At 70.6% G+C, this 22,394-nt stretch carries 19 protein-coding genes; 2 read left to right on the top strand and 17 right to left on the bottom strand.

Features of this window, described 5'->3' with window-relative positions; genetic code table 11:
* Positions 1 to 43: 43 nt before the first annotated feature.
* The 15 genes from relA to pgsA all read right to left on the bottom strand — a co-directional run bounded on the left by relA (position 44) and on the right by pgsA (position 15,320).
* A complete protein-coding gene (relA, locus tag G3I77_RS28715; protein WP_248508210.1) occupies positions 44 to 2,563 on the bottom strand; it encodes a bifunctional (p)ppGpp synthetase/guanosine-3',5'-bis(diphosphate) 3'-pyrophosphohydrolase in 2,520 nt (839 codons plus the stop codon).
* A gap of 192 nt (positions 2,564 to 2,755) precedes the next feature.
* Entirely contained in the window at positions 2,756 to 3,295 is a 540-nt protein-coding gene (locus tag G3I77_RS28710) for an adenine phosphoribosyltransferase (protein WP_248508209.1), read from the bottom strand.
* The gene (gene secF, locus G3I77_RS28705; RefSeq protein ID WP_248508208.1) at positions 3,292 to 4,407 is read right to left on the bottom strand and encodes a protein translocase subunit SecF; all 1,116 of its coding nucleotides are present in this window, start codon (positions 4,405 to 4,407) and stop codon (positions 3,292 to 3,294) included. Before secF ends, G3I77_RS28710 begins: the two co-directional genes overlap by 4 nt.
* A gap of 1 nt (position 4,408) precedes the next feature.
* On the bottom strand, positions 4,409 to 6,172 hold the full coding sequence (gene secD, locus G3I77_RS28700) for a protein translocase subunit SecD (protein WP_248508207.1): 1,764 nt from the start codon (positions 6,170 to 6,172) through the stop codon (positions 4,409 to 4,411).
* 132 nt (positions 6,173 to 6,304) lie between these two features.
* Positions 6,305 to 6,799 carry a preprotein translocase subunit YajC gene (yajC, locus tag G3I77_RS28695; protein ID WP_248508206.1) on the bottom strand — a complete coding sequence of 165 codons (495 nt, stop codon included), beginning with the start codon at positions 6,797 to 6,799 and terminating at the stop codon, positions 6,305 to 6,307.
* 185 nt (positions 6,800 to 6,984) lie between these two features.
* Positions 6,985 to 8,079, bottom strand: coding sequence for a Holliday junction branch migration DNA helicase RuvB (gene ruvB, locus G3I77_RS28690; RefSeq protein WP_248508205.1), 1,095 nt, complete (start codon positions 8,077 to 8,079; stop codon positions 6,985 to 6,987).
* 28 nt (positions 8,080 to 8,107) lie between these two features.
* Positions 8,108 to 8,713: a Holliday junction branch migration protein RuvA gene (ruvA, locus tag G3I77_RS28685; RefSeq protein ID WP_248508204.1), complete on the bottom strand. Its 606-nt coding sequence runs from the start codon at positions 8,711 to 8,713 to the stop codon at positions 8,108 to 8,110.
* Complete coding sequence (gene ruvC / locus G3I77_RS28680; RefSeq protein ID WP_248508203.1) at positions 8,710 to 9,240, bottom strand: crossover junction endodeoxyribonuclease RuvC; 531 nt, start codon at positions 9,238 to 9,240, stop codon at positions 8,710 to 8,712. Before ruvC ends, ruvA begins: the two co-directional genes overlap by 4 nt.
* A 111-nt stretch (positions 9,241 to 9,351) precedes the next feature.
* The gene (locus tag G3I77_RS28675; protein WP_248508202.1) at positions 9,352 to 10,104 is read right to left on the bottom strand and encodes a YebC/PmpR family DNA-binding transcriptional regulator; all 753 of its coding nucleotides are present in this window, start codon (positions 10,102 to 10,104) and stop codon (positions 9,352 to 9,354) included.
* Positions 10,105 to 10,152: 48 nt separating this feature from the next.
* The gene (pdxT, locus tag G3I77_RS28670) at positions 10,153 to 10,761 is read right to left on the bottom strand and encodes a pyridoxal 5'-phosphate synthase glutaminase subunit PdxT (protein WP_248508201.1); all 609 of its coding nucleotides are present in this window, start codon (positions 10,759 to 10,761) and stop codon (positions 10,153 to 10,155) included.
* Between the two features lie 13 nt (positions 10,762 to 10,774).
* A complete protein-coding gene (pdxS, locus tag G3I77_RS28665) occupies positions 10,775 to 11,680 on the bottom strand; it encodes a pyridoxal 5'-phosphate synthase lyase subunit PdxS (RefSeq protein ID WP_215122607.1) in 906 nt (301 codons plus the stop codon).
* Positions 11,681 to 11,817: 137 nt separating this feature from the next.
* The gene (locus tag G3I77_RS28660) at positions 11,818 to 12,360 is read right to left on the bottom strand and encodes a hypothetical protein (protein WP_248508200.1); all 543 of its coding nucleotides are present in this window, start codon (positions 12,358 to 12,360) and stop codon (positions 11,818 to 11,820) included.
* A 103-nt stretch (positions 12,361 to 12,463) separates the two neighbouring features.
* The gene (locus G3I77_RS28655; RefSeq protein ID WP_248508199.1) at positions 12,464 to 13,627 is read right to left on the bottom strand and encodes a glycosyltransferase family 4 protein; all 1,164 of its coding nucleotides are present in this window, start codon (positions 13,625 to 13,627) and stop codon (positions 12,464 to 12,466) included.
* Positions 13,624 to 14,532 carry a phosphatidylinositol mannoside acyltransferase gene (locus G3I77_RS28650; RefSeq protein WP_248508198.1) on the bottom strand — a complete coding sequence of 303 codons (909 nt, stop codon included), beginning with the start codon at positions 14,530 to 14,532 and terminating at the stop codon, positions 13,624 to 13,626. Before G3I77_RS28650 ends, G3I77_RS28655 begins: the two co-directional genes overlap by 4 nt.
* Positions 14,529 to 15,320, bottom strand: a complete 792-nt coding sequence (pgsA, locus tag G3I77_RS28645) for a phosphatidylinositol phosphate synthase (protein ID WP_248508197.1) — start codon at positions 15,318 to 15,320, stop codon at positions 14,529 to 14,531. Before pgsA ends, G3I77_RS28650 begins: the two co-directional genes overlap by 4 nt.
* A 219-nt stretch (positions 15,321 to 15,539) precedes the next feature.
* Here pgsA and G3I77_RS28640 point away from each other — a divergent pair, with 219 nt between their 5' ends.
* Together G3I77_RS28640 and G3I77_RS28635 are read left to right on the top strand one after the other, a co-directional pair.
* Complete coding sequence (locus G3I77_RS28640) at positions 15,540 to 17,738, top strand: elongation factor G-like protein EF-G2 (protein WP_248508196.1); 2,199 nt, start codon at positions 15,540 to 15,542, stop codon at positions 17,736 to 17,738.
* A gap of 171 nt (positions 17,739 to 17,909) precedes the next feature.
* The gene (locus G3I77_RS28635) at positions 17,910 to 19,577 is read left to right on the top strand and encodes a hypothetical protein (protein WP_248508195.1); all 1,668 of its coding nucleotides are present in this window, start codon (positions 17,910 to 17,912) and stop codon (positions 19,575 to 19,577) included.
* Between the two features lie 149 nt (positions 19,578 to 19,726).
* Here G3I77_RS28635 and G3I77_RS28630 read toward each other — a convergent pair whose 3' ends face one another.
* Together G3I77_RS28630 and thrS are read right to left on the bottom strand one after the other, a co-directional pair.
* Positions 19,727 to 20,287 carry an HIT domain-containing protein gene (locus G3I77_RS28630; RefSeq protein WP_031104476.1) on the bottom strand — a complete coding sequence of 187 codons (561 nt, stop codon included), beginning with the start codon at positions 20,285 to 20,287 and terminating at the stop codon, positions 19,727 to 19,729.
* A gap of 67 nt (positions 20,288 to 20,354) precedes the next feature.
* The gene (gene thrS, locus G3I77_RS28625; protein WP_248508194.1) at positions 20,355 to 22,331 is read right to left on the bottom strand and encodes a threonine--tRNA ligase; all 1,977 of its coding nucleotides are present in this window, start codon (positions 22,329 to 22,331) and stop codon (positions 20,355 to 20,357) included.
* Positions 22,332 to 22,394: the final 63 nt, after the last annotated feature.

Here is a 22,394-nt window from a genome sequence, read left to right as displayed (position 1 = left end):
TCGTGTGGTCGTGCGCTTTCGTGTGGTCGTGCGCGACGACCGGTTACGACCTGCTGCGCGCCGACGTCACCCGGTAGACGTCGTAGACACCCTCCACGCCCCGGACCGCCTTGAGCACATGGCCGAGGTGCTTGGGGTCGCCCATCTCGAAGGTGAAGCGGGAGGTGGCGACCCGGTCGCGGGAGGTCTGGACGGCCGCGGAGAGGATGTTGACGTGCTGGTCGGACAGCACGCGCGTGACATCCGACAGGAGCCGGGAGCGGTCCAGGGCCTCGACCTGGATGGCGACCAGGAAGACCGAGGACTGGGTGGGCGCCCACTCGACCTCGAGGATGCGCTCGGGCTCGCGGGACAGCGAGTCGACGTTCACGCAGTCGCTGCGGTGAACGGACACGCCGCTGCCGCGTGTGACGAAGCCGATGATCGGGTCACCGGGTACGGGCGTGCAGCAGCGGGCCAGCTTGACCCACACGTCCTCGACGCCCTTGACGACGACGCCCGGGTCGGCGCTGGAGCGGCGCTTGCGGCTGCGCCCGCGGGCCGGCGGGACCGACTCGTCGATCTCCTCGGTGGCGGCCTCCTCGCCGCCGAGGGCCTGGACCAGCTTCTGCACGATGTTCTGTGCGGAGACATGGCCCTCGCCGATCGCCGCGTAGAGCGCGGAGATGTCGGCGTAGCGCATCTCGTGCGCGAGGGTCACCAGGGAGTCGCCGGTCAGGATGCGCTGGATCGGCAGGTTCTGCTTGCGCATCGCGCGGACGATGGCGTCCTTGCCCTGCTCGATCGCCTCGTCGCGGCGTTCCTTGGAGAACCAGGCCCGGATCTTGTTGCGGGCGCGCGGTGACTTGACGAAGCCGAGCCAGTCGCGGGAGGGGCCGGCGCCGGCTGCCTTGGAGGTGAAGACCTCCACCAGGTCGCCGTTGTCGAGGGTGGACTCCAGCGGGACCAGCCGGCCGTTGACGCGGGCGCCTATCGTGCGGTGCCCGACCTCGGTGTGCACGGCGTACGCGAAGTCGACCGGGGTCGCGCCGGCCGGGAGCGCTATGACGTCGCCCTTGGGGGTGAAGACGAAGACCTCGTTGCGGGAGAGGTCGAAGCGCAGGGACTCCAGGAACTCGCCGGGGTCCTCGGTCTCCTTCTGCCAGTCCAGCAGCTGGCGCAGCCAGGCCATGTCGTTGAGGTGGTCGTCCTTGCTCTTGCCGGACGACTTGGGGGCGTCGCTGCGCACCTTCGAGGCGCCGGCGACGGCCTCCTGCTTGTACTTCCAGTGCGCGGCGATGCCGTACTCGGCGCGGCGATGCATGTCGAACGTGCGGATCTGCAGCTCGACCGGCTTGCCGCCGGGGCCGATGACCGTCGTGTGCAGCGACTGGTACATGTTGAACTTGGGCATCGCGATGTAGTCCTTGAACCGGCCGGGGACCGGGTTCCATCGCGCGTGCACCGTGCCGAGGGCCGCGTAGCAGTCGCGGACGGTGTCCACGAGGACGCGGATGCCCACCAGGTCGTAGATCTCCGCGAAGTCCCGGCCGCGGACGATCATCTTCTGGTAGACGCTGTAGTAGTGCTTCGGGCGGCCGGTGACGGTCGCCTTGATGCGGGCCGCGCGCAGATCCTGCTGGACCTCGTCGGTGACGATGGCCAGGTACTCGTCACGCTTCGGTGCCCGCTCGGCCACCAGCCGGACGATCTCGTCGTACATCTTGGGGTAGAGGATCGCGAAGGCGAGGTCCTCCAGTTCCCACTTGATGGTGTTCATGCCCAGGCGGTGGGCGAGCGGCGCGTAGATCTCGAGGGTCTCGCGCGCCTTCTTCTCCTGCTTCTCGCGCTTGAGGTAGCGCATGGTGCGCATGTTGTGCAGGCGGTCGGCGAGCTTGATGACCAGGACGCGCGGGTCCTTGGCCATGGCGACGACCATCTTGCGCACGGTCTCGGCCTGGGCGGCCTCACCGAACTTGACCTTGTCGAGCTTGGTGACGCCGTCGACGAGCAGCGTGACGACGTCGCCGAAGTCGCGGCGCAGGTCGTCCAGGCCGTACTCGGTGTCCTCGACCGTGTCGTGCAGCAGGCCCGCCATCAGGGTGGCCGGATCCATGCCCAGCTCGGCGAGGATGGTCGTGACGGCGAGCGGGTGCGTGATGTACGGGTCGCCGCTCTTGCGCTTCTGGCCGCGGTGCCAGCGCTCGGCGACCTGGTAGGCGCGCTCGATCTGGCGGAGCGTGGCCGTCTCGATCTTCGGGTCGTTGCCGCGCACTATCCGCAGCAGCGGCTCGAGCACCGGGTTGTACGGATTCGCGCGCTGCACGCCGAGCCGGGCCAGACGGGCGCGGACGCGGTTGGAGGAGCCGGAGCGGGCCGGCTGGCCGGCCGCCTGCCGTACCGCGGGCGGGGTGGGCTTGGGCCTCGACTGCTCGGCGGGCTTGTCGACCGGCGCCGCCTGGGCGTGCTCGACCGGCCCACGGGAGTCGTTCTTCGCGTGGGGCGTGGTCGGCGCGGGCTTGGCCGCGGCTGCCGAGGCGGACTCGGGCTTGGCGGCGGTCAGGTGCTGGGCCTCGTCTGGCAAGAGGGCTCCTCGTGCGCGATCCGGGTCCCCGGTCAGGCTCCGGAGCACCCATGGTAGCGATCCTGGGCCCCGGGATCGCCTTCAGGCCAATGTGAGGCCGGTCTACCCGGGAAACGCACGAGGCGGGCACCGGGTCGTCCGGGCCCGCCTGCGCGGTGTCGTGCCGGTGCCCACCGGGGCGCCGCACGGTGGCTAGACCGTGAGCAGCGCCTCCAGCGGGGCACCGTTCAGTGCCGGCTCCAGACGGACGCGGCCGCTCAGGAAGCCGAGCTCCATGAGGACGGCGAGACCCGCGACCTCGGCGCCGGCCCGGCGGATGAGCTGGACCGCGGCCTCGGCGGTGCCGCCCGTGGCGAGGACGTCGTCGACGATCAGGACGCGGTCCTCGGCGGTGAGGTCCTCGGCGTGCACCTCGATCTCCGCCGAGCCGTACTCCAGGTCGTAGGCCTGGCCGAGGGTGGCTCCGGGGAGCTTGCCCGCCTTGCGTACGGGGATGAAGCCGAGGCCGGCGCGGACGGCGACCGGGGCGCCGAGGATGAAGCCCCGGGCCTCCAGGCCGACGACCTTGGTGGCGCCGGCGCGCTCGGCGATCTCGGCGAGGGCGTCGGTCAGGGCGGTGAACGCCGCCGGGTCCGCCAGGAGCGGGGTGATGTCCTTGAACATCACGCCCGGCTCCGGGTAGTCGGCCACGTCGCGGATGCGGCTGAGCAGCAGCTCCCTGATGTCGGTCATCGGCGCTTCCCCGAGGGGCGGCCGCGGCCGCGGCTGCGGGAGGCGGGCTGGTTGCGCGGCCCGACCACCGCGGGTGCGGCGTCCTCGGGCTCGTCGGCGTACGCCTCGTCATCGCTCTGGGGCTGGGTGTCGCCCGTGGCGGCGGACTGGGCCCGCTTGGCCAGGACGCGCTTCCTCAGGGCCTTCATCGCCGGCTCGCGCTCCTTGAGGTCGGCGACGAGCGGCGTGGCGATGAAGATCGAGGAGTACGCACCGGCGGCGAGGCCGACGAACAGCGACAGCGAGATGTCGTTCAGCATGCCGGCGCCGAGGACACCGCCACCGATGAACAGCAGGCCCGCGACCGGCAGCAGTGCGACCACCGTGGTGTTGACGGAGCGGACCAGGGTGCTGTTGATCGAGCGGTTGGCGATGTCGCTGTAGGTCCAGCGGGTCTGTTTGGTGATGTCCTTGGTCTGTTCCTTGAGGCTGTCGAAGACCACGACCGTGTCGTAGAGCGAGTAGCCGAGGATGGTCAGCAGACCGATCACCGTGCCCGGTGTGACCTCGAAGCCGACGAGGGCGTAGATGCCGACCGTGATGGTGATGTCGTGGATCAGTGCGACGAACGCGGCCACGGCCATGCGCCACTCGAAGGCGATCGCGAGGTAGATCACCACCAGGACCATGAAGATGCCGAGGCCTTGCCAGGCCTTGTTCGCGATCTGCTCGCCCCAGCTGGGACCGACCAGTTCGGCGTTGATCTGCTCCGAGTCGATCTTGAGGTCGTCGGCGAGGGTGTTCTTGATCTCGTTGGCCGCGCCGGTGTCGATACCGGCGACCTGGATGCGCAGGCTGCCGTCGCCGAGCTTCTGCACGATCGCGTCGTGGCCGGAGGCCTCTTCCGCGTACTCCTCCGCCTGGGACACGGAGACGCTGGTGTTCTTAGGGGTGTTGAAGACGGCGCCGCCCTGGAACTCGATGCCCATGTTCAGGCCGCGGACTGCCAGGCCCACGATGGCCGTGATGGTGATCAGGATCGACAGGCCGTACCAGATCTTGCGGTTCTTGACGAAGTCGTAGCCGATCTCACCGCGGTGCAGCCGGGCGCCGAGGTTGCCGAGTTTCGACATCTCACGCCTCCTTCGTCTCGATGGGGGCGGAGGGACGGCGGGTGCGGCGCAGCGGCGGTTGGGCACCCAGGCTCTTCGGGTCGAGGCCGGACCACTTGTGGCCGTTCGCGAAGAACGGGCGGCGGGCCATCAGCGTCAGCAGCGGCTTGGTGAAGAGGAACACGACGACCACGTCCAGCAGGGTGGTCAGGCCGAGCGTGAACGCGAAGCCCTGGACCTTGCCGACGGTGACGATGAACAGCACCGCGGCGGCGAGGAACGACACGAAGTCGGAGACCAGGATGGTGCGCCGGGCGCGCGGCCAGGCCCGCTCCACGGCGGGACGCAGCGTGCGACCCTCCCGGATCTCGTCGCGGACGCGTTCGAAGTACACGATGAACGAGTCCGCGGTGATGCCGATCGCGACGATGGCACCGCACACGGCCGGCAGGTTCAGCGCGAAGCCGATGGCCGGGCCGAGCAGGGACATCAGCGTGTAGGTGAGGGCCGCGGAGACCAGCAGCGAGAGGATCGCGATGAACGACAGGCCGCGGTAGTACGCCAGCAGGTAGATGACGACCAGCGCGAGACCGATCGCGCCGGCGATCAGACCGGCCTGCAGCTGGTCACCGCCCAGCGCGGCGGTCACCGTCGTCATGCTGTCCACCTTGAAGGTCAGCGGCAGCGCACCGTACGACAGCATGTTCGCGAGTTCCTGGGCGGACTGCTGGTTGAAGTTGCCGGAGATCTCCGCGTTGCCGCCGGTCAGGGCCTGACTGACGTACGGGTCGGAGACCACGTCGCCGTCGAGGACGATCGCGAACTGATTCTGCGGCGACTGGTTCTGCGCCAGCTTGCCGGTGACGTCGGCGAACTTCTTGCCACCCGCGCCGGTGAAGTCCATCGTGACCGTCCAGCCCGCACCCGTCTGGGTGTTCAGGACGGCCTGGGCCTTGTCGACGTCCGTGCCGTCGACCTCCGCGGGGCCGAGGATGTACTTCTGCCACTGCCCCTGCGCGTTCTTGCCGCAGGCCAGGGTGGACTGGGAGGCCTTGACGCCGTCGCCCACGGTGGAGCGGGTCTTCTCGTCGGTGCAGTCGAGCTTGGCGTACTGCTCCTGGAGCTTGCTCGGGTCGTCACCCGCGGCGCCGCCGGTCGCGGAGGCGGAGGGGCTGGCCTTCGCCCCGCCCGAGGCGCTCGCGGAGGGCGTCGCGTCGGCCTTCAGCGCGTCGGTGACCGCGCGGCCCTGCGTGGTGGGAGAGGCAGACGGGGAGGCGGAGCCCTTGTCGGTGGCCTCGGGCTTGTCGGTGGCCTTGCCGGACGGCTGGTCCGAAGGGCTCCCCGTGGGGCTCGGCGAGGGGCTGGCCGTGCCGCCGCCGGAGACCTCGGTGGCGAGGACCGGGCGGAAGTAGAGCTTGGCGGTGGTGCCGACCTGCTTGCGGGCCTGCTCGGAGTTCGTGCCCTTGGGGATGTTGACGATGATGTTGTCCCGGCCCTGTGTCTGGACCTCGGCCTCCTGGACGCCCAGACCATTGACACGGCGCTCCATGATGGAGACGGCGGTGTCCATGTTGGTCTTGTTGATCGCCGCCTCGTTGCCGGCCTCGGGGACCGCGCGGAGCGTGATGCTCGTACCGCCGGCCAGGTCGATGCCGAGACGCGGTTTCGTGTGCCCCGAGGCGAACATCCCACCGGTGAGCGCCACGATGGCGATCAGGATCAGGGCCAGCGAGCGCCCCGGCTTGCTCTGGGCGCTCGCGTTCCTGCCCTTTTTAGGTGTGGCCACCTTCTCGTACTCCCTCTCGGGCCACCTCGCTCCGGATCGGCGGACGGGCGGCCATGACATGGTGTCGGGATTCCGTGCGAGCTGGGCGTGTCCCGGGGTGCGCGGGCCGGGCCCGCGCACCCCGGGACACGACTACTTCGCCTCGGAGTCGCCGTCGGTCTTCTTCGGCTCTGCGTCCGTCTTCGCCTCGGCGGCCTCGTCGGCTGCCGGCTCATCGGCCGCGTCCTTCTTGCCGAGGTCGACGGCCTTGTCGTCAGCGGGGGCGTCTGCGGCGGAGGCGTCGGTCTCGGTGAGGGAGGAGGCGTCGTCCGGGACGATGTCGGCGTCGGACTTCAGGTCGTGCTCGACGCCGTGGACGATGCGGTTGTACTCGTCGTCGGTGAGGACGGCACCGATGGCGTTCTTGGCGAAGAGGAGATCGACGCCGGGTCCGGCGTCGACGAGGACGGTGTCCTCGTTGACCTCCTTGACCGTGGCGTACATGCCCCCGATGGTGCGGATACCGCTGCCGGGCTGCATCTGGTTCCGCATGTCGGCGGCCTGCTGCTGCTTCTTCTTGGCCGATCGGGTCATCAGGAACATGGCCCCGATGAGCACGATGAACGGGAGGAGGGTCAGGAGACTCACGGGTCGGTACTTCCTTCACACGACCGCGCTGTGAGCGGCCAGATGGTTGGGGGTGTGTACGCCGCCGACAAAGGCGGCATCGGCGGAGTCTAAGCGAGTCCGCGCGCATGGAACAACGCTCAGCATGGCACCGGGGTTCCTGCTCCGGCCACTGACCTCGCCGCCCCGGAGCCGTGACGGCGCCGTCACGCCCCGAACAGGTCCCCTTGTCCGTTTCCGGCGCTCTGGGAGCGTGGCGGGGTGAGGCCGAGATGCGCCCATGCGGCGGGGGTGGCGACCCGGCCGCGGGGGGTGCGGGCCAGCAGGCCCTCCCTCACGAGGAAGGGCTCGGCGACCTCCTCCACGGTCTCACGTTCCTCCCCGACCGCGACAGCGAGCGTGGAGAGGCCGACCGGTCCGCCGCCGAACAGCTTGAGCAGGGCTTCCAGCACGCCCCGGTCGAGGCGGTCGAGGCCGCGCGCGTCCACCTCGTACACGGCGAGGGCCGCCGCCGCGATGTCCCTGGTGATCAGCCCGTCGGCCTTGACCTGCGCATAGTCGCGGACGCGGCGCAGCAGGCGGTTGGCGATACGAGGCGTGCCGCGGGAGCGGCCGGCGATCTCGGCGGCGCCCTCGGGCTCGACCACTACCTCCAGGAGGCCGGCCGAGCGGTGGATGACCCGCTCCAGTTCGGCCGGTTCGTAGAACTCCATGTGTGCGGTGAAGCCGAAGCGGTCGCGCAGCGGGGGCGGCAGCAGGCCCGCGCGGGTGGTGGCGCCGACCAGGGTGAAGGGGGGCAGCTCCAGGGGGATGGCCGTGGCGCCGGGACCCTTGCCGACGATGACGTCGACGCGGAAGTCCTCCATCGCCATGTACAGCATCTCCTCGGCGGGCCGGGACATGCGGTGGATCTCGTCGAGGAAGAGGACCTCGCCCTCCTGGAGGGAGGAGAGGATCGCGGCGAGGTCGCCGGCGTGCTGGATGGCGGGGCCCGAGGTGATGCGGATCGGGGCGCCCATCTCGGCCGCGATGATCATCGACAGGGTGGTCTTGCCGAGGCCGGGGGCACCGGAGAGCAGCACGTGGTCGGCCGTCGCGCCACGCGCGCGTGCGGCGCGCAGTACGAGGTCGAGCTGCTCGCGGACCTTCTCCTGGCCGATGAACTCGTCCAGGTCCTTGGGGCGCAGGGCGGCCTCGACGGCCTGGTCCTCACGGTCGGCGACGGAGTCCACCAGCCGCTCCGCGTCGGGACCGACGAGCCCCTCGGCGGCATCGGCGTCGGTCGTGTCGTCCCAGTTCATGGAGTGTGCCTCGGAATCTCGGTACGGACTATCGGGCGCGGTTCAGCGTCTGCAGGGCCGCCTTCAGCAGCTGGCCCACCTGGGGCGTGCCCTCGGCGGCCTCGGCCTGCGGGGCCACGGCGGTCACGGCCTCGTCGGCCTCGCGGGTCGCGTAGCCGAGACCGATCAGGGCCGCGTGCAGCTGGTCGCGCCAGCCGGTGCTGACCGGCGCACCGACGGCGGGTGCGCCGACCGGGGCGCCGAGCCGGTCCTTCAGTTCCAGGAGCAGCTTCTGCGCACCCTTCTTGCCAATGCCGGGGACGGCGGTGAGGGCCTTCTCGTCGGCGGTCGCGACGGCCCGGCGCAGTGCGTCCGGACTGTGCACGGCGAGCATGGCCTGGGCCAGCCGGGGACCGACACCGCTGGCGGTCTGTAGCAGTTCGAAGACCTGCCGCTCGTCGTCGTCGGCGAAGCCGTACAGGGTCAGTGAGTCCTCGCGTACGACGAGGGAGGTGTGCAGCTTGGCGGGCCGGCCCATGCGGAGTGTGGACAGCGTGTTCGGCGTGCACTGGACGGCCATGCCGACGCCGCCGACCTCGACGACCGCGGCGTCGGGGGCGAGCGCGGCGACCGTGCCGCTGACGAAGGCGATCATGCCGTCCGGCCTTTCGATGTGTGCAGGGCGACGGCCTGCTGGAGTCGGTTCTGCGCGGGGGCGCGCCAGATGTGGCAGATGGCGAGGGCGAGGGCGTCGGCGGCGTCGGCGGGCTTGGGCGGCGCGCTGAGCCGGAGCAGGCGGGTCACCATCGCGCCCACCTGCGCCTTGTCGGCCCGGCCGCTGCCGGTGACGGCCGCCTTGACCTCGCTCGGGGTGTGCAGCGCCACGGGGATCCCGCGGCGGGCGGCGCAGAGCATGGCGACGGCGCTGGCCTGGGCGGTGCCCATCACCGTACGGACGTTGTGCTGGCTGAAGACGCGCTCGACGGCGACGTATTCGGGCCGGTGCTCGTCGAGCCACTGCTCGATGCCCTGCTCGACGGCGACGAGGCGGTGGCCGAGGTCGGCGTCCGCGGGCGTGCGGACGACGCCGACGCCGAGCATCGTCAACGGCCGGCCCGCGACCCCCTCGACGACGCCCACACCGCACCGCGTCAGTCCGGGGTCCACCCCGAGTACGCGCACCGCCCCTCCTTCGCTCACGTGTTTGTGCAGGCTATCGGGTACCGCTGACAATGCGACGGGCCGACGGGTGTGTCCCGTCGGCCCGTTGAGCCCGTGCAGCTCTCGGCAGCGTTACGCGTCGACCTTCTCCATGACCTCGTCGCTGACGTCGAAGTTGGCGAAGACGTTCTGCACGTCGTCGCTGTCCTCCAGCGCGTCGATCAGCTTGAAGATCTTCTTGGCGCCCTCCTCGTCCAGCTCGACCTGCATGGTCGGGACGAAGTTGGCGTCGGCGGAGTCGTAGTCGATGCCGGCGTCCTGGAGGGCGGTGCGGACCGCGACCAGGTCGGTGGCCTCGCTGAGGACCTCGAAGCTCTCGCCGAGGTCGTTGACCTCCTCGGCGCCCGCGTCGAGCACCGCGGTCAGCACGTCGTCCTCGGACAGCTCGCCCTTGGGGACGATCACGACGCCCTTGCGGTTGAACAGGTACGACACCGAGCCCGGGTCGGCCATGGAGCCGCCGTTGCGGGTCATGGCGACGCGGACCTCGGAGGCGGCGCGGTTGCGGTTGTCGGTGAGGCACTCGATGAGCACCGCGACACCGTTCGGGCCGTAGCCCTCGTACATGATCGTCTCGTAGTCGGCGCCGCCGGCCTCCAGGCCCGCGCCGCGCTTGACCGCCGAGTCGATGTTCTTGTTGGGGACCGACGACTTCTTCGCCTTCTGGATGGCGTCGTAGAGCGTCGGGTTGCCCTCGATGTCGGCGCCGCCCATCCGCGCCGCGACCTCGATGTTCTTGATCAGCTTCGCGAAGAGCTTGCCGCGCTTGGCATCGATGACGGCCTTCTTGTGCTTCGTCGTGGCCCATTTAGAGTGGCCGGACATCTGCCTGTCTCCTTCGCGTAACCCATCTCAGCAACGAACGCAGGAATCCTACAAGGACTCGGCTGTCCGGTTCGCCCGCACCATGTCGACGAACAAGGCGTGGACGCGGTGGTCGCCGGTCAGTTCCGGGTGGAACGACGTGGCCAGCGCGGTGCCCTGGCGGACCGCGACGATGTGGCCGGCGTGCTCGGCGAGCACCTCGGCCCGGGCGCCGACGGACTCCACCCAGGGGGCGCGGATGAAGACGCCCTCCACCGGGTCGCCCTCGACGCCCTGGACGGCGACGGCCGCTTCGAAGGACTCGTTCTGCCGTCCGAAGGCGTTGCGGCGCACGATCATGTCGATGCCGCCGATGGTCTCCTGGCCCGAGCGCGGGTCGAGGATCTTGTCGGCGAGCATGATCATGCCGGCGCAGGTGCCGTAGACGGGCATGCCGTCCCGCACGCGTGCGCGCAGGGGCTCCATCAGGCCGAACAGGACGGCCAGCTTGGAGATGGTCGTGGACTCGCCGCCGGGGATGACGAGGCCGTCCACTTCGGCGAGTTCCTCGGGGCGCCGCACCGGCCTGGCCACGGCATCGGCCGCGGCCAGGGCGACGAGGTGCTCCCGTACGTCGCCCTGGAGGGCCAGGACGCCTATCACGGGGGTGTCGCTCATGGATTCCTGTGCCTTACCAGCCGCGGTTGGCGTAGCGCTCGGTCTCGGGGAGGGTGTCGCAGTTGATGCCGACCATGGCCTCGCCGAGGTTGCGGGACGCGTCGGCGACGATCTTCGGGTCGTCGTAGAAGGTGGTGGCCTTCACGATGGCGGCGGCGCGCTTGGCCGGGTCGCCGGACTTGAAGATGCCGGAGCCGACGAAGACGCCCTCGGCGCCGAGCTGCCGCATCAGGGCCGCGTCCGCCGGGGTGGCGACACCGCCGGCGGAGAACAGCACCACGGGGAGCTTGCCGAGCTCGGAGACTTCCTTGACCAGCTCGTACGGCGCGCGCAGGTCCTTGGCGGCGGCGTACAGCTCGTTGTTGTCGTAGCCGCGCAGGCGGGCGATCTCGTTCTTGATCTGGCGCAGGTGGCGGACGGCCTCGACGACGTTGCCGGTGCCGGCCTCGCCCTTGGAGCGGATCATCGCGGCGCCCTCGGCGATGCGGCGCAGGGCCTCGCCCAGGTTGGTGGCGCCGCAGACGAAGGGGGTGGTGAAGGCGAACTTGTCGCTGTGGTTGACCTCGTCGGCCGGGGTGAGGACCTCGGACTCGTCGATGTAGTCGACGCCGAGGGACTGCAGGACCTGGGCCTCGACGAAGTGGCCGATGCGGGACTTGGCCATGACCGGGATGGAGACGGCCTCGATGATGCCCTCGATCATGTCCGGGTCGGACATGCGGGCCACGCCGCCGTCCTTGCGGATGTCGGCCGGGACCCGCTCCAGGGCCATGACGGCGACGGCGCCCGCGTCCTCGGCGATCTTCGCCTGCTCCGGTGTGACGACGTCCATGATGACGCCGCCCTTGAGCTGCTCGGCCATGCCGCGCTTCACACGGGCGGTGCCGGTCTCGGGAGCCTGGTTTTCGGAGATGGACACGCGTGACCTCGCTGAGGGGAAAGGGGGGTTTCTGCAGCACCGAGGAAACGTGAGGGAAGCAGGCCACAGCAAGGGCCAATGGGAACGCTGTGGATCCTTTTGCGGCGGACGGCCGGGAAACGGCACGTGAACGGGGCTCAGGCGGCCCGGTCCACCAGGGCCGCCGGAGGCTCGTCGTCCATTTCGAAAGCCATCGGGAAGGGTGCGTGACCGGCCAGGCGGAACCAGCGCACCTTGCGGTGCCGGCGCAGGGCCCGGGCCGCTCGTACGGCGTCGTTGTGGAAGCGCCGGGCCATCGGCACCCTGCGGACCGCCTCGGTGAGTTCCCGGGCCGCTTCCTCTCCCCCGGGCGCCTCCCGCACCGCCTCCACCTGGGGGGCCTCCCCGAAGACGGCCCGCAGCGCCTGGCTCAGGTCGCTCTCGGCGACCTCCCGATGCTCCTCCTCGGCCTGCCGGGCGGCGTGCGCGGCCTCGTACAGCACGATCGAGGCGGCCGGGTCCAGGACCCCCGACGTCGCCAGTTCCTGCGCCACCGAGGCGCGGCGCAGCAGCTGCGCGTCCAGGGCGGCCCGGGCGGCGTCGATCCGGGCGTGGAGACGGTCGAGCCGGCCGGCGGTCCAGCTCAGATAGAGCCCGATCGCGACGAGGGCGACGGCGATCCAGATGAGAGTGGTGGTCACGGGCGGCAAGGCTAGCGGCACGGCGGGGCCGTGCCTTCACCCCGCCCTGCCCGTGCTCAGCGGTTCCGCTGTGCGGTCAGAAGCGGGACCCGCCCTCCCGGCGTCAGTCCCGGGCGAACCCCAGCCGCCCCCACAGCCCGGTCGTCCGCTCGTCCTCGGCCACCGCAGCCGCCCCGGCCGTCACCGTCTCGTAGACGGACAGGATGTCCGCGCCGACGGTCGACCAGTCGAAGCGCCGTACGTGGGCGCTCCCCCGCTTGCGCAGCTCCGCCCGCCGCTCCGGGTCCGCCAGGAGCCGTACGGCCATGTCGGCCAGGGCGTCGGCGTCCTCGTTGGGGAACAGCTCGCCGGCCGCCCCGCGGTCCAGGACCTGGGCGAAGGCGTCCAGGTCGGAGGCGAGGACGGGGGCTCCGGCGGACATGGCCTCGACGAGGATGATGCCGAAGCTCTCGCCCCCGGTGTTGGGCGCGACGTACAGGTCGACGCTGCGCAGGAAGCGGGCCTTGTCCTCGTCGCTGACCATGCCGAGGAACTCGACACGGGAGCGCAGCTCGGCCGGCAGGGACTCCACGGCCTCCTCCTCGTCGCCGCGCCCGGCGACCAGCAGCCGGGTCTGCGGGCGCGCGGCGAGGATCTTCGGCAGGGCCTTCATCAGCACCGGGAGTCCCTTGCGGGGCTCGTCGATGCGCCCTATGAAGCCGATCGTGTCGCCCTGCCACTCGGCCTTGGGCTCGGCTTCGGCGAAGAAGTCGACGTCGACGCCGTTCGGGATCACCACCGCGTCGCCGCCGAGGTGCTCCACGAGCGTGCGGCGGGCGTACTCGCTCACCGCGATCCGGGCGCTGATCTTCTCCAGGGCGGCCTGGAGGATCGAGTACGCGGCGATCATCGCGCGGGAGCGGGGGTTGGACGTGTGGAACGTGGCCACGATCGGCCCCTTGGCGGCCCAGCAGGTCAGCAGGCCCAGCGACGGCGAGGTCGGCTCGTGGATGTGGATCACGTCGAACGCGCCGTCGTGCAGCCAGCGGCGCACCCGGGCGGCGCTCAGGAAGCCGAAGTTCAGCCGGGCCACCGACCCGTTGTACGGCACCGGCACCGCGCGCCCGGCCGAGACGACGTACGGCGGCAGCGGGGTGTCGTCGTCGGCCGGGGCCAGGACGGACACCTCGTGGCCGAGGCGGAGGAAGTACTCGGCGAGGTCACGGATGTGGAACTGGACGCCACCCGGTACGTCCCAGGAGTACGGGCAGACGATGCCGATCCTCACGTGGATCCCTTCGCTGGATCGAGGTCCGCGAGCCACAGGCGCTGCAGCATGTGCCAGTCCTGCGGATGGTCGGCGATCCCCGTGGCGAAGGCGTCGGCCAGCGCCTGTGTCATGACGGACGTCTTCTCGGCGCGTGTGCCCGACTCGGGAACCTCGACGGGCGGGTGGACGCGGCCCCGCATCATGTGCGGGCCGTCGTACCAGAGGGTGACGGGCAGCAGCAGGGCACCGGTCTGCTGGGCGAGCAGGGCGGGTCCGGCCGGCATCCGGGCCGTGTCGCCGAAGAAGTCCACCTCGACGCCTGATGCGGACAGGTCGCGGTCGGCGACCAGGCAGACCAGACCGCCGTCGCGCAGCCGCCGGGCCAGGGTGCCGAAGGCGGTGCCGCCGCTGTGCGGCAGGACCTCCATGCCGAGGCCCTCGCGGTAGGCGACGAACCGGTCGTAGAGCGTCTCGGGCTTCAGCCGTTCGGCGACCGTGGTGAAGGGGATGGCCAGCCGGGTGGTGACCCAGGCACCGGCGAGATCCCAGTTGGCCAGGTGCGGCAGGGCGAGTACGACGCCTTTGCCGGCGGCCATGCCCTCGGTGAGGCGGTGCAGGTCCTTGATGTCGAGGCCGTCCCGGATCTCCTCCTCGGTCCAGGCCGGGAGGCGGAACGACTCCATCCAGTAGCGCAGGTAGGAGCGCATGCCCGCACGGGACAGCTCGGCGAGGCGCTCGGGGCCCGCGCCGGGCACCACGCGCGCGTAGTTGCTCTCCAGGCGCTGGACGCCCTTGCCGCGCTGCTTCCAGGCCAGGTCGGCGATGGTCCGGCCGAGCCGTGCGGCGGCCGGCTCGGGGAGCTTCTTGACGGCGCTCCAGCCCAGGCCGTACAGCGCGTCCGTCAGCCGGTCCTGTGCGCTCACGTGGCCGCCTCGCTCCCGTGGGAGGCGTTCTGCTGCTTGCCCTCATTGTCCTTCGCGGCCGCATTGTCCCGCGGGGCCGCGTCGTCCTGGGCACCCGCCGCCTCCTCGGCCTCGGCGGACTCCCGGCGGACCGTGACGACCCGCTGGATCAGCGTGACGAGGCTGCCCACGGCGACGATCCACAGGGCGACGGGCAGCAGGTACTGGATGCCGGGCACACCGAACGCGTGCAGGCCCGCGAGCCCGGCCGCGACCAGGGAGATCACCAGACGCTCGGCACGCTCGACCAGCCCGTTGACCGCGACCGGCAGGCCGATCGACTCGCCCCGGGCCTTGGTGTACGACACCACCTGGCCGCTGGCCAGGCAGAAGATCGAGACGGCGCACAGGACGAGGTCGTCGCCCCCGCCGGCGTACCAGAGGATGAAACCGCCGAAGATCGCGCCGTCGGCGACCCGGTCGAGCGTGGAGTCCAGGAAGGCACCCCAGCGGCTGGAGCGGCCGAGCTGACGGGCCATGTTGCCGTCGACGAGGTCGGAGAACACGAAGAGCGTGATCACGACCGTGCCCCAGAAGAACTCGCCCATGGGGTAGAAGACCAGTGCGCCCGCGACCACACCGGCGGTACCGATGAGCGTGACGGTGTCGGGGCTGACGCCCCGCCGGATCAGAAACGCGGCGAACGGTGTGAGGACACGCGTGAAGAATGCACGCGCGTACTTGTTCAGCATGGCCTTCCCGAGGGTCGGTGTCGCCGTCTGGCCCCTGCTGGCCACCGGCTGGCCCATCGTAGTCACGCGCGCGCGTGGCCGAGGTGCGGGCACCCGGACCCCTTTCGGGGGAACCCGCGAGCCGCTGGTGGGCGGTGGGATCACGTCGTTCGTATGGACGCACCGTGACGGGAGTGGGAAGGTCGAATGACCGCGGGCGTCGCCGGAGCCGCCACCGCACGCGGACTCCGCGTGTCCGCGCCCACAGTGACCTCACCGTGCACGGGAGGCAGGATCATGGGCGACAAGGCACAGACCCACCCTGGGGCCGCCGGCAGGGCACTAGCGGCCGACCACCCTCAGTCCGTACGGAATGTGGTGCTGGTCGGCCACTCCGGATCGGGCAAGACCACGTTGGTCGAAGCCCTCGCACTGACGGCGGGGGCGGTGAACCGGGCGGGCCGCGTCGAGGACGGCGGCACCGTCTCCGACTACGACGACATCGAGCACCGGCAGCAGCGCTCGGTCCAGCTCTCCCTGGTGCCCGTCGAGTGGGACGGCATCAAGGTCAATCTTCTCGACACCCCCGGATACGCCGACTTCGTCGGTGAACTCAGGGCCGGTCTGCGCGCGGCGGACGCGGCCCTCTTCGTCGTCTCGGCCTCGGACGGCGTGGACGGCTCGACCCGCATGGTGTGGGAGGAGTGCGCGGCCGTGGGCATGCCCCGGGCCATCGTCGTCACGCACCTGGAGTCGGCGCGTTCCGACTTCGAGGAGATGACCCGCAGCTGCGCGGAGGCCTTCGGCGCGGACGACCCCGACGCGGTCCTGCCGCTCTACCTGCCGCTGCACGGCCCCCAGGCGCCCGACGGGCACGCACCCGTGACCGGGCTGACCGGGCTGCTGTCGCAGAAGCTGTACGACTACTCGACCGGCGAGCGCAAGGAGTCCGAGCCGGGCGAGGACCAGCTGCCGCTGATCGAGGAGGCCCGCAACCGGCTCATCGAGGGGATCATCGCGGAGAGCGAGGACGAGACCCTCATGGACCGCTACCTCGGCGGGGAGCCGGTCGACGTCAAGACACTGATCGAGGACCTGGAGCGGGCCGTCGCGCGCGGGGTCTTCTTCCCCGTCCTGGCCGCCGCGCCGGCGGGTGAGGGCGCCCGGCAGGGGCTCGGCACCCTGGAACTGCTGGAGCTGATCACGCGGGGCTTCCCGACACCGCTGGAGCACGAGACGGTGCGGGTCACGACCATCGACGGCAGGCCGCGCGAGCTCAAGCCGTGCGACCCGGACGCTCCTCTGGTCGCGGAGGTCGTGAAGACCTCCTCGGACCCGTATGTGGGCCGGCTGTCGCTGATCCGCCTGTTCTCCGGCACCCTGCGCGCCGACCAGACGGTCCACGTCTCCGGACACGGGCTGGCCGACCGCGGGCACGAGGACCACGACGTCGACGAGCGGATCGGTGCCCTGTCCACGCCGTTCGGCAAGCAGCAGCGCCCGGTGTCGCACGTCATCGCGGGCGACCTGGCGTGCGTGGCGAAGCTGAGCCGCGCCGAGACCGGCGACACCCTGTCCGCCAAGGACGACCCGCTGCTCATGGAGCCGTGGCAGATGCCCGACCCGCTGCTGCCGCTGGCCATCCAGGCGCACAGCAAACCGGACGAGGACAAGCTGTCCCAGGGCCTGGCCCGGCTGGTGGCCGAGGACCCGACCATGCGGCTCGAGCAGAACCAGGACACCCACCAGGTGGTCCTGTGGTGCCTGGGCGAGGCACACGCCGACGTCGCCCTGGAGCGGCTGCGCAGCCGGTACGGCGTCCAGGTCGACGTCGTCCCCCACCGGGTGTCCCTGCGCGAGACGTTCGCCGACAAGTCGGCCGGCCGGGGCAGGCACGTCAAACAGTCCGGCGGGCACGGGCAGTTCGCGATCTGCGAGATCGAGGTCGAGCCGTTGCCCGGCGGGTCCGGCATCGAGTTCGTCGACAAGGTCGTGGGCGGCGCGGTGCCCCGGCAGTTCATCCCGTCGGTGGAGAAGGGCGTACGGGCCCAGGCGGCCAAGGGAGTGGTGGCCGGATACCCGCTCATCGACGTACGGGTGACCCTCCTGGACGGCAAGGCGCACTCGGTGGACTCCTCCGACGCCGCCTTCCAGACAGCCGGGGCCCTCGCGCTGCGGGAGGCCGCGGCCGACGCGAAGATCCATCTGCTGGAGCCGGTGGCCGAGGTGTCGGTGCTGGTCGGCGACGACTTCGTGGGCGCCGTGATGAGCGACCTGTCGGGGCGGCGGGGCCGGGTGCTCGGCACCGAGCAGACACCCGGCGGGCGCACCCTGATCCGGGCCGAGGTACCGGAGATCGAGATCGGCCGGTACGCGATCGACCTGCGGTCCATGGCGCACGGCACGGCGGGGTTCAGCCGTCGCTACGCGCGGCACGAGCCGATGCCGCAGCAGGTCGCGGACCGGGTGCGTGAACAGGAGCGCATGGCCTCGTAGTTGGCGCCGGGCGCCACCAAGTGCCCTCATGGGAGCTCCCCTCCGCGGGGGCGGGCGGCTTGACGGGCCGCCCGCCCCCGCTCGCCGGTCCGGACGGATACGCTGATGACCTGATCAACAGGTGTGCGGAGCGCGGAAGTCGGGAAGGCCGCAGATGCGGATGCGGCAGCGATGGGGGCGGCAGTGACGGACGGATTCGACTTCAGCCCGGGGGCCCAGGTACCTCTGGCGGGTGCGAGCGGCCAGACGGCGGCGACCTACGCGCTGGCCGCGGCGGCGTACCGGGACGACGAGGTCACCAAGATCCTGAACGCCGACAACGAGTGGCACCAGTCCAAGGTGACTCCCCCGCGCTCCTGGGCGAAGATCTTCCGCCCCAGGTTCGGCGAGGCCTTCTCCCGCGCTGTCATCGACCGGATGCTGGGTGCCGGGCGCAAGCCGGTCATCCAGTCCTTCGGCATCGAGCCCCAGGTCGTCGTGGAGCACTGCCTGGCGGCCCACCGCATCCGCCGCGACCGCGACAACTGGCTCGCGGCGATCACGGTGATCTGCGGGGTGCTCTTCCTGCCCGGCTTCCTCGTGTGGCTGCTGGTGTTCACCCTGCGCACCACCATGGCCAAGCGCGAGGACAAGCGCGCGGGCGCACTCGCCACGACGCTGCTGGTCGCCGTGGGCGCGCTCGCCGTGCTGTTCCTGATCCGCATGCCGTTCGAAGGATTCTGGGCCCTGTACGGGCGCGCGGCGGTCATCATGCCGGTCGTCGGCTGGTTCTGGGCCAAGCAGATCTGCGAGCGGACGGCCCGCGATCTGCGGGAGCGCTGGTCGAGCCTGCTGTCGGGCGGCGGCGTCGGCGCCAAGATCCCCGAGGCCGTCCCCGGCAACCCCGGTGACGCGGCCGAGCAGGTCCGCAAGGAGCTGGCCCGCCTCGCCGCCGAGCAGCGGTCCAACTCGGTCTTCTACGCCGGGCCCAAGGGCATACTCGGCATGGGCACGCGGTGGGGCAGCTGGCAGCTGGCCGAGGAGCTGGTCTCCGCCGAGCCGGGCAAGGACTTCCACCCCTTCCGCAGCTGGGACGTCATCGTGGCGATCCAGGGCGGTCTCGGCATGCTGGAGCGTACGTCCATCAACACCGGCGGTTTCCCCAAGCCGTCCATCACGCACTGGATCGTCACGCCGATCGGCGAGAAGGCGACGGAGGTGTCCCGGCCGAGCGGCACGGACGTCGACGCGTACACGGTCCGTACGCACGCCGTGCAGGACATCTGCAACAAGCAGCAGTTCGGCGGCGGCGACCGGCACTACCTGGGCGTGCAGTGGACCCTGTGGGACGGCCACCTGGTGATCACGATGCTGATCACGGTGACCGTGCTGCACGACACGCTGCGCATCGAGGTCACCGGGCACGCCCTGGGGCCTGTCAACCCGCTGTTCAACGAGAAGCCGGCGGCCAAGGAGAAGGCGGTGCAGAAGGCCTTGCGGTTCTGGGAGACCCGCACCGTGAAGCTCCCGCTGATCGACGCCGACGAGGTGGTGCGGCTGGCCGCGCGCGCCCCGCTGACCTGGTACCCGCCGCTGCTGAACTGGCTCGGCGGGAGTCTGACGCTGCCGGAGCCGTTCGGTCTGCGGCACGCGTGGGCCGACCAGCCGTGGCGGCACCGGTTCATGGCCGACGACGCGCTGCGGGCGGCCACGCCTGTGCTGCGTGTGGTGCATACGGCGGCGTTGAAGGTGCTGCGGGAGAACGGGGTGGACGTGGAGAAGTTCGGGTCCAGGTCGGCGGCGCTGAGTGGGGCTGTGCAGGAGGCTTCGCCGAAGAAGGCCGACGTCTACGACGCCTAGTTGTGAGGTCGCCCGGCGCTGGCGGCTGAGCGGGGTGGGGGCGCAGCCCGGCGCTGCGGGGTGCCGCCTGCGCCCACCCTCCCCCAAGCTCTCGGCTTCGCTCGAGCAGGGGGGACCCCCATCGCCCCAGCGGCACGACTGCCCGCAGGCTAGGCCGTCGGCCAGGCCTCCGCCAGCATCTTCCTGGTGTCCGCCAGGAGCTGCGGCAGCACCCGCGTGTGCCCCACCACCGGCATGAAGTTCGTGTCCCCGCCCCAGCGCGGCACGATGTGCTGGTGCAGGTGCGCGGCGATGCCCGCGCCGGCGACCGTGCCCTGGTTCATGCCGATGTTGAAGCCGTGCGCGCCGGAGGCGGTGCGCAGGGCCGTCATCGCCTGCTTGGTGAGTTCGCCGAGCTCGGCGGTCTCCCCCGCCGTGAGGTCGGTGTAGTCGGCGACGTGCCGGTAGGGCACGGTCATCAGGTGCCCGCCGTTGTACGGGTAGAGGTTGAGCACCGCGTAGACCTGCTCGCCGCGCCGGACGACGAGCCCGTCCTCGTCGGACTTGGCCGGGATCGAGCAGAAGGGGCAGCCGTCGCCGGCGCCCGGGCCGGTCGGCTTGTTCTCGCCCTGGATGTAGGCCATCCGATGGGGCGTCCACAGTCGCTGGAACGCGTCCTGCGTCCCTACTCCCAGCTGCTGCTCCGGCTCACTCGTCATGCAGTGCAGCATATGGCGTCGAGCTGGGGGGACGGCAAAGGCCCCCGGGATCTCCCCGGGGGGCCTTGGCGCCGTGTGATCAGACCTGAGCGCGCTCCTCGACGATCTTCAGGATCTTCGCGATGGCGTCGTCGAAGGGGATGCCGTTCTCCTGCGAGCCGTCGCGGTAGCGGAAGGACACGGACTCGTGGGACATGTCCTCGTCGCCCGCGATGACCATGAAGGGCACCTTCTGCTTCTGGGCGTTGCGGATCTTCTTCTGCATGCGGTCGGAGGAGGAGTCGACCTCGACGCGCAGGCCCTTCTTCTTGGCCGCGGCGGCGAACTTCTCCAGGTACTCCACGTGCGCGTCGCCGATCGGGATGCCGACCGCCTGGACGGGGGCCAGCCACGCCGGGAAGGCGCCCGCGTAGTGCTCCAGGAGCACCGCGAAGAATCGCTCGATGGAGCCGAACAGCGCGCGGTGGATCATGACGGGGCGCTGCTTGGCGCCGTCCGGACCCGTGTACTCCAGGTCGAAGCGCTCCGGCAGGTTGAAGTCGAGCTGGATGGTCGACATCTGCCAGGTGCGGCCGATGGCGTCCTTGGTCTGCACGGAGATCTTCGGGCCGTAGAAGGCGGCGCCGCCCGGGTCGGGGACGAGCGGCAGGCCCTGCTTCTCGGCGACCTGGCGCAGCGTCTCCGTCGCCTCCTCCCAGGCCTCGTCCGAGCCGACGAACTTCTCCGGGTCCTTGGTGGACAGCTCCAGGTAGAAGTCGGTCAGGCCGTAGTCGCGCAGCAGGCCGAGGACGAAGGTGAGCGTCTTGTCGAGCTCCTCCGACATCTGCTCGCGGGTGCAGTAGATGTGCGCGTCGTCCTGCGTGAAGCCGCGGGCACGGGTCAGGCCGTGCACGACGCCCGACTTCTCGTACCGGTACACGGTCCCGAACTCGAAGAGGCGCAGCGGCAGTTCACGGTAGGAACGCCCGCGCGCGTCGAAGATCAGGTTGTGCATCGGGCAGTTCATGGGCTTGAGGTAGTAGTCCACGCCCTCGTCGAGCTGCATGGGCGGGTACATGCCGTCGGCGTACCAGTCCAGGTGGCCCGAGATCTCGAAGAGCTTCCCCTTGGTGGCGTGCGGGGTGTAGACGAACTCGTAGCCCTCTTCCTCGTGGCGGCGGCGCGAGTAGTCCTCCATGACCCGGCGGATGATGCCGCCCTTGGGGTGGAAGACGGCGAGGCCGGAGCCGATCTGCTCCGGGACGGAGAACAGGTCCAGCTCGCTGCCGAGCTTGCGGTGGTCGCGCTTCTCGGCCTCGGCGAGGAACTCCAGGTGCGCCTTCAGCTCGTCCTTGGTGGGCCAGGCGGTGCCGTAGATGCGCTGGAGCATGGGGTTCTTCTCGCTGCCGCGCCAGTAGGCGGCCGCGTTGCGCATCAGCTTGAACGCCGGGATCGCACGGGTCGACGGCAGGTGGGGGCCTCGGCAGAGGTCCTTCCAGCACAGGTCGCCGGTCTTGGCGTCCAGGTTGTCGTAGATCGTCAGCTCACCGGCGCCGACCTCGACGTCGGCGCCGTCGTCGGACGAGGCGGAGCCCTTGAGGCCGATCAGCTCCAGCTTGTAGGGCTCGTCGGCCAGCTCCTCGCGGGCGGCCTCGTCGGTCACCACGCGGCGGGAGAAGCGCTGCCCCCGCTTCTGGATCTCCTGCATCTTCTTCTCGATGGCCTTGAGGTCATCGGGGTGGAAGGGCTTCTCGACGTCGAAGTCGTAGTAGAAGCCGTCCTTGACGGGCGGGCCGATGCCGAGCTTGGCCTCGGGGAAGAGCTCCTGCACGGCCTGCGCCATGACGTGCGCGGTGGAGTGGCGCAGGATGTTCAGGCCGTCCTCGGAGGAGATCTCGACGCCCTCGACCTCGTCGCCCTCGGACAGGGCGTACGACAGGTCCCTGAGCTCGCCGGCCACGCGCGCGGCGATGATCGAGCGCTCGCCGGCGAAGAGCTCGGCGGCCGTAGTGCCCGTCGTCACCACGCGTTCTTCCCGCTCGGAATCGCGCTGGATGATCACACGGACGTCTGACACCGGTCTCTCCTGACTGAAGGGGGCTGCGGCGCCATACCGGAGCGCGCGCACGAGTAAGGATCG

The organism is Streptomyces sp. D2-8, assembly GCF_023184515.1.
Classification (GTDB): Bacteria; Actinomycetota; Actinomycetes; order Streptomycetales; family Streptomycetaceae; genus Streptomyces.
Note: the sequence above shows the minus strand (reverse complement) of the source record. Positions and strands in the feature narration are given on the sequence as shown.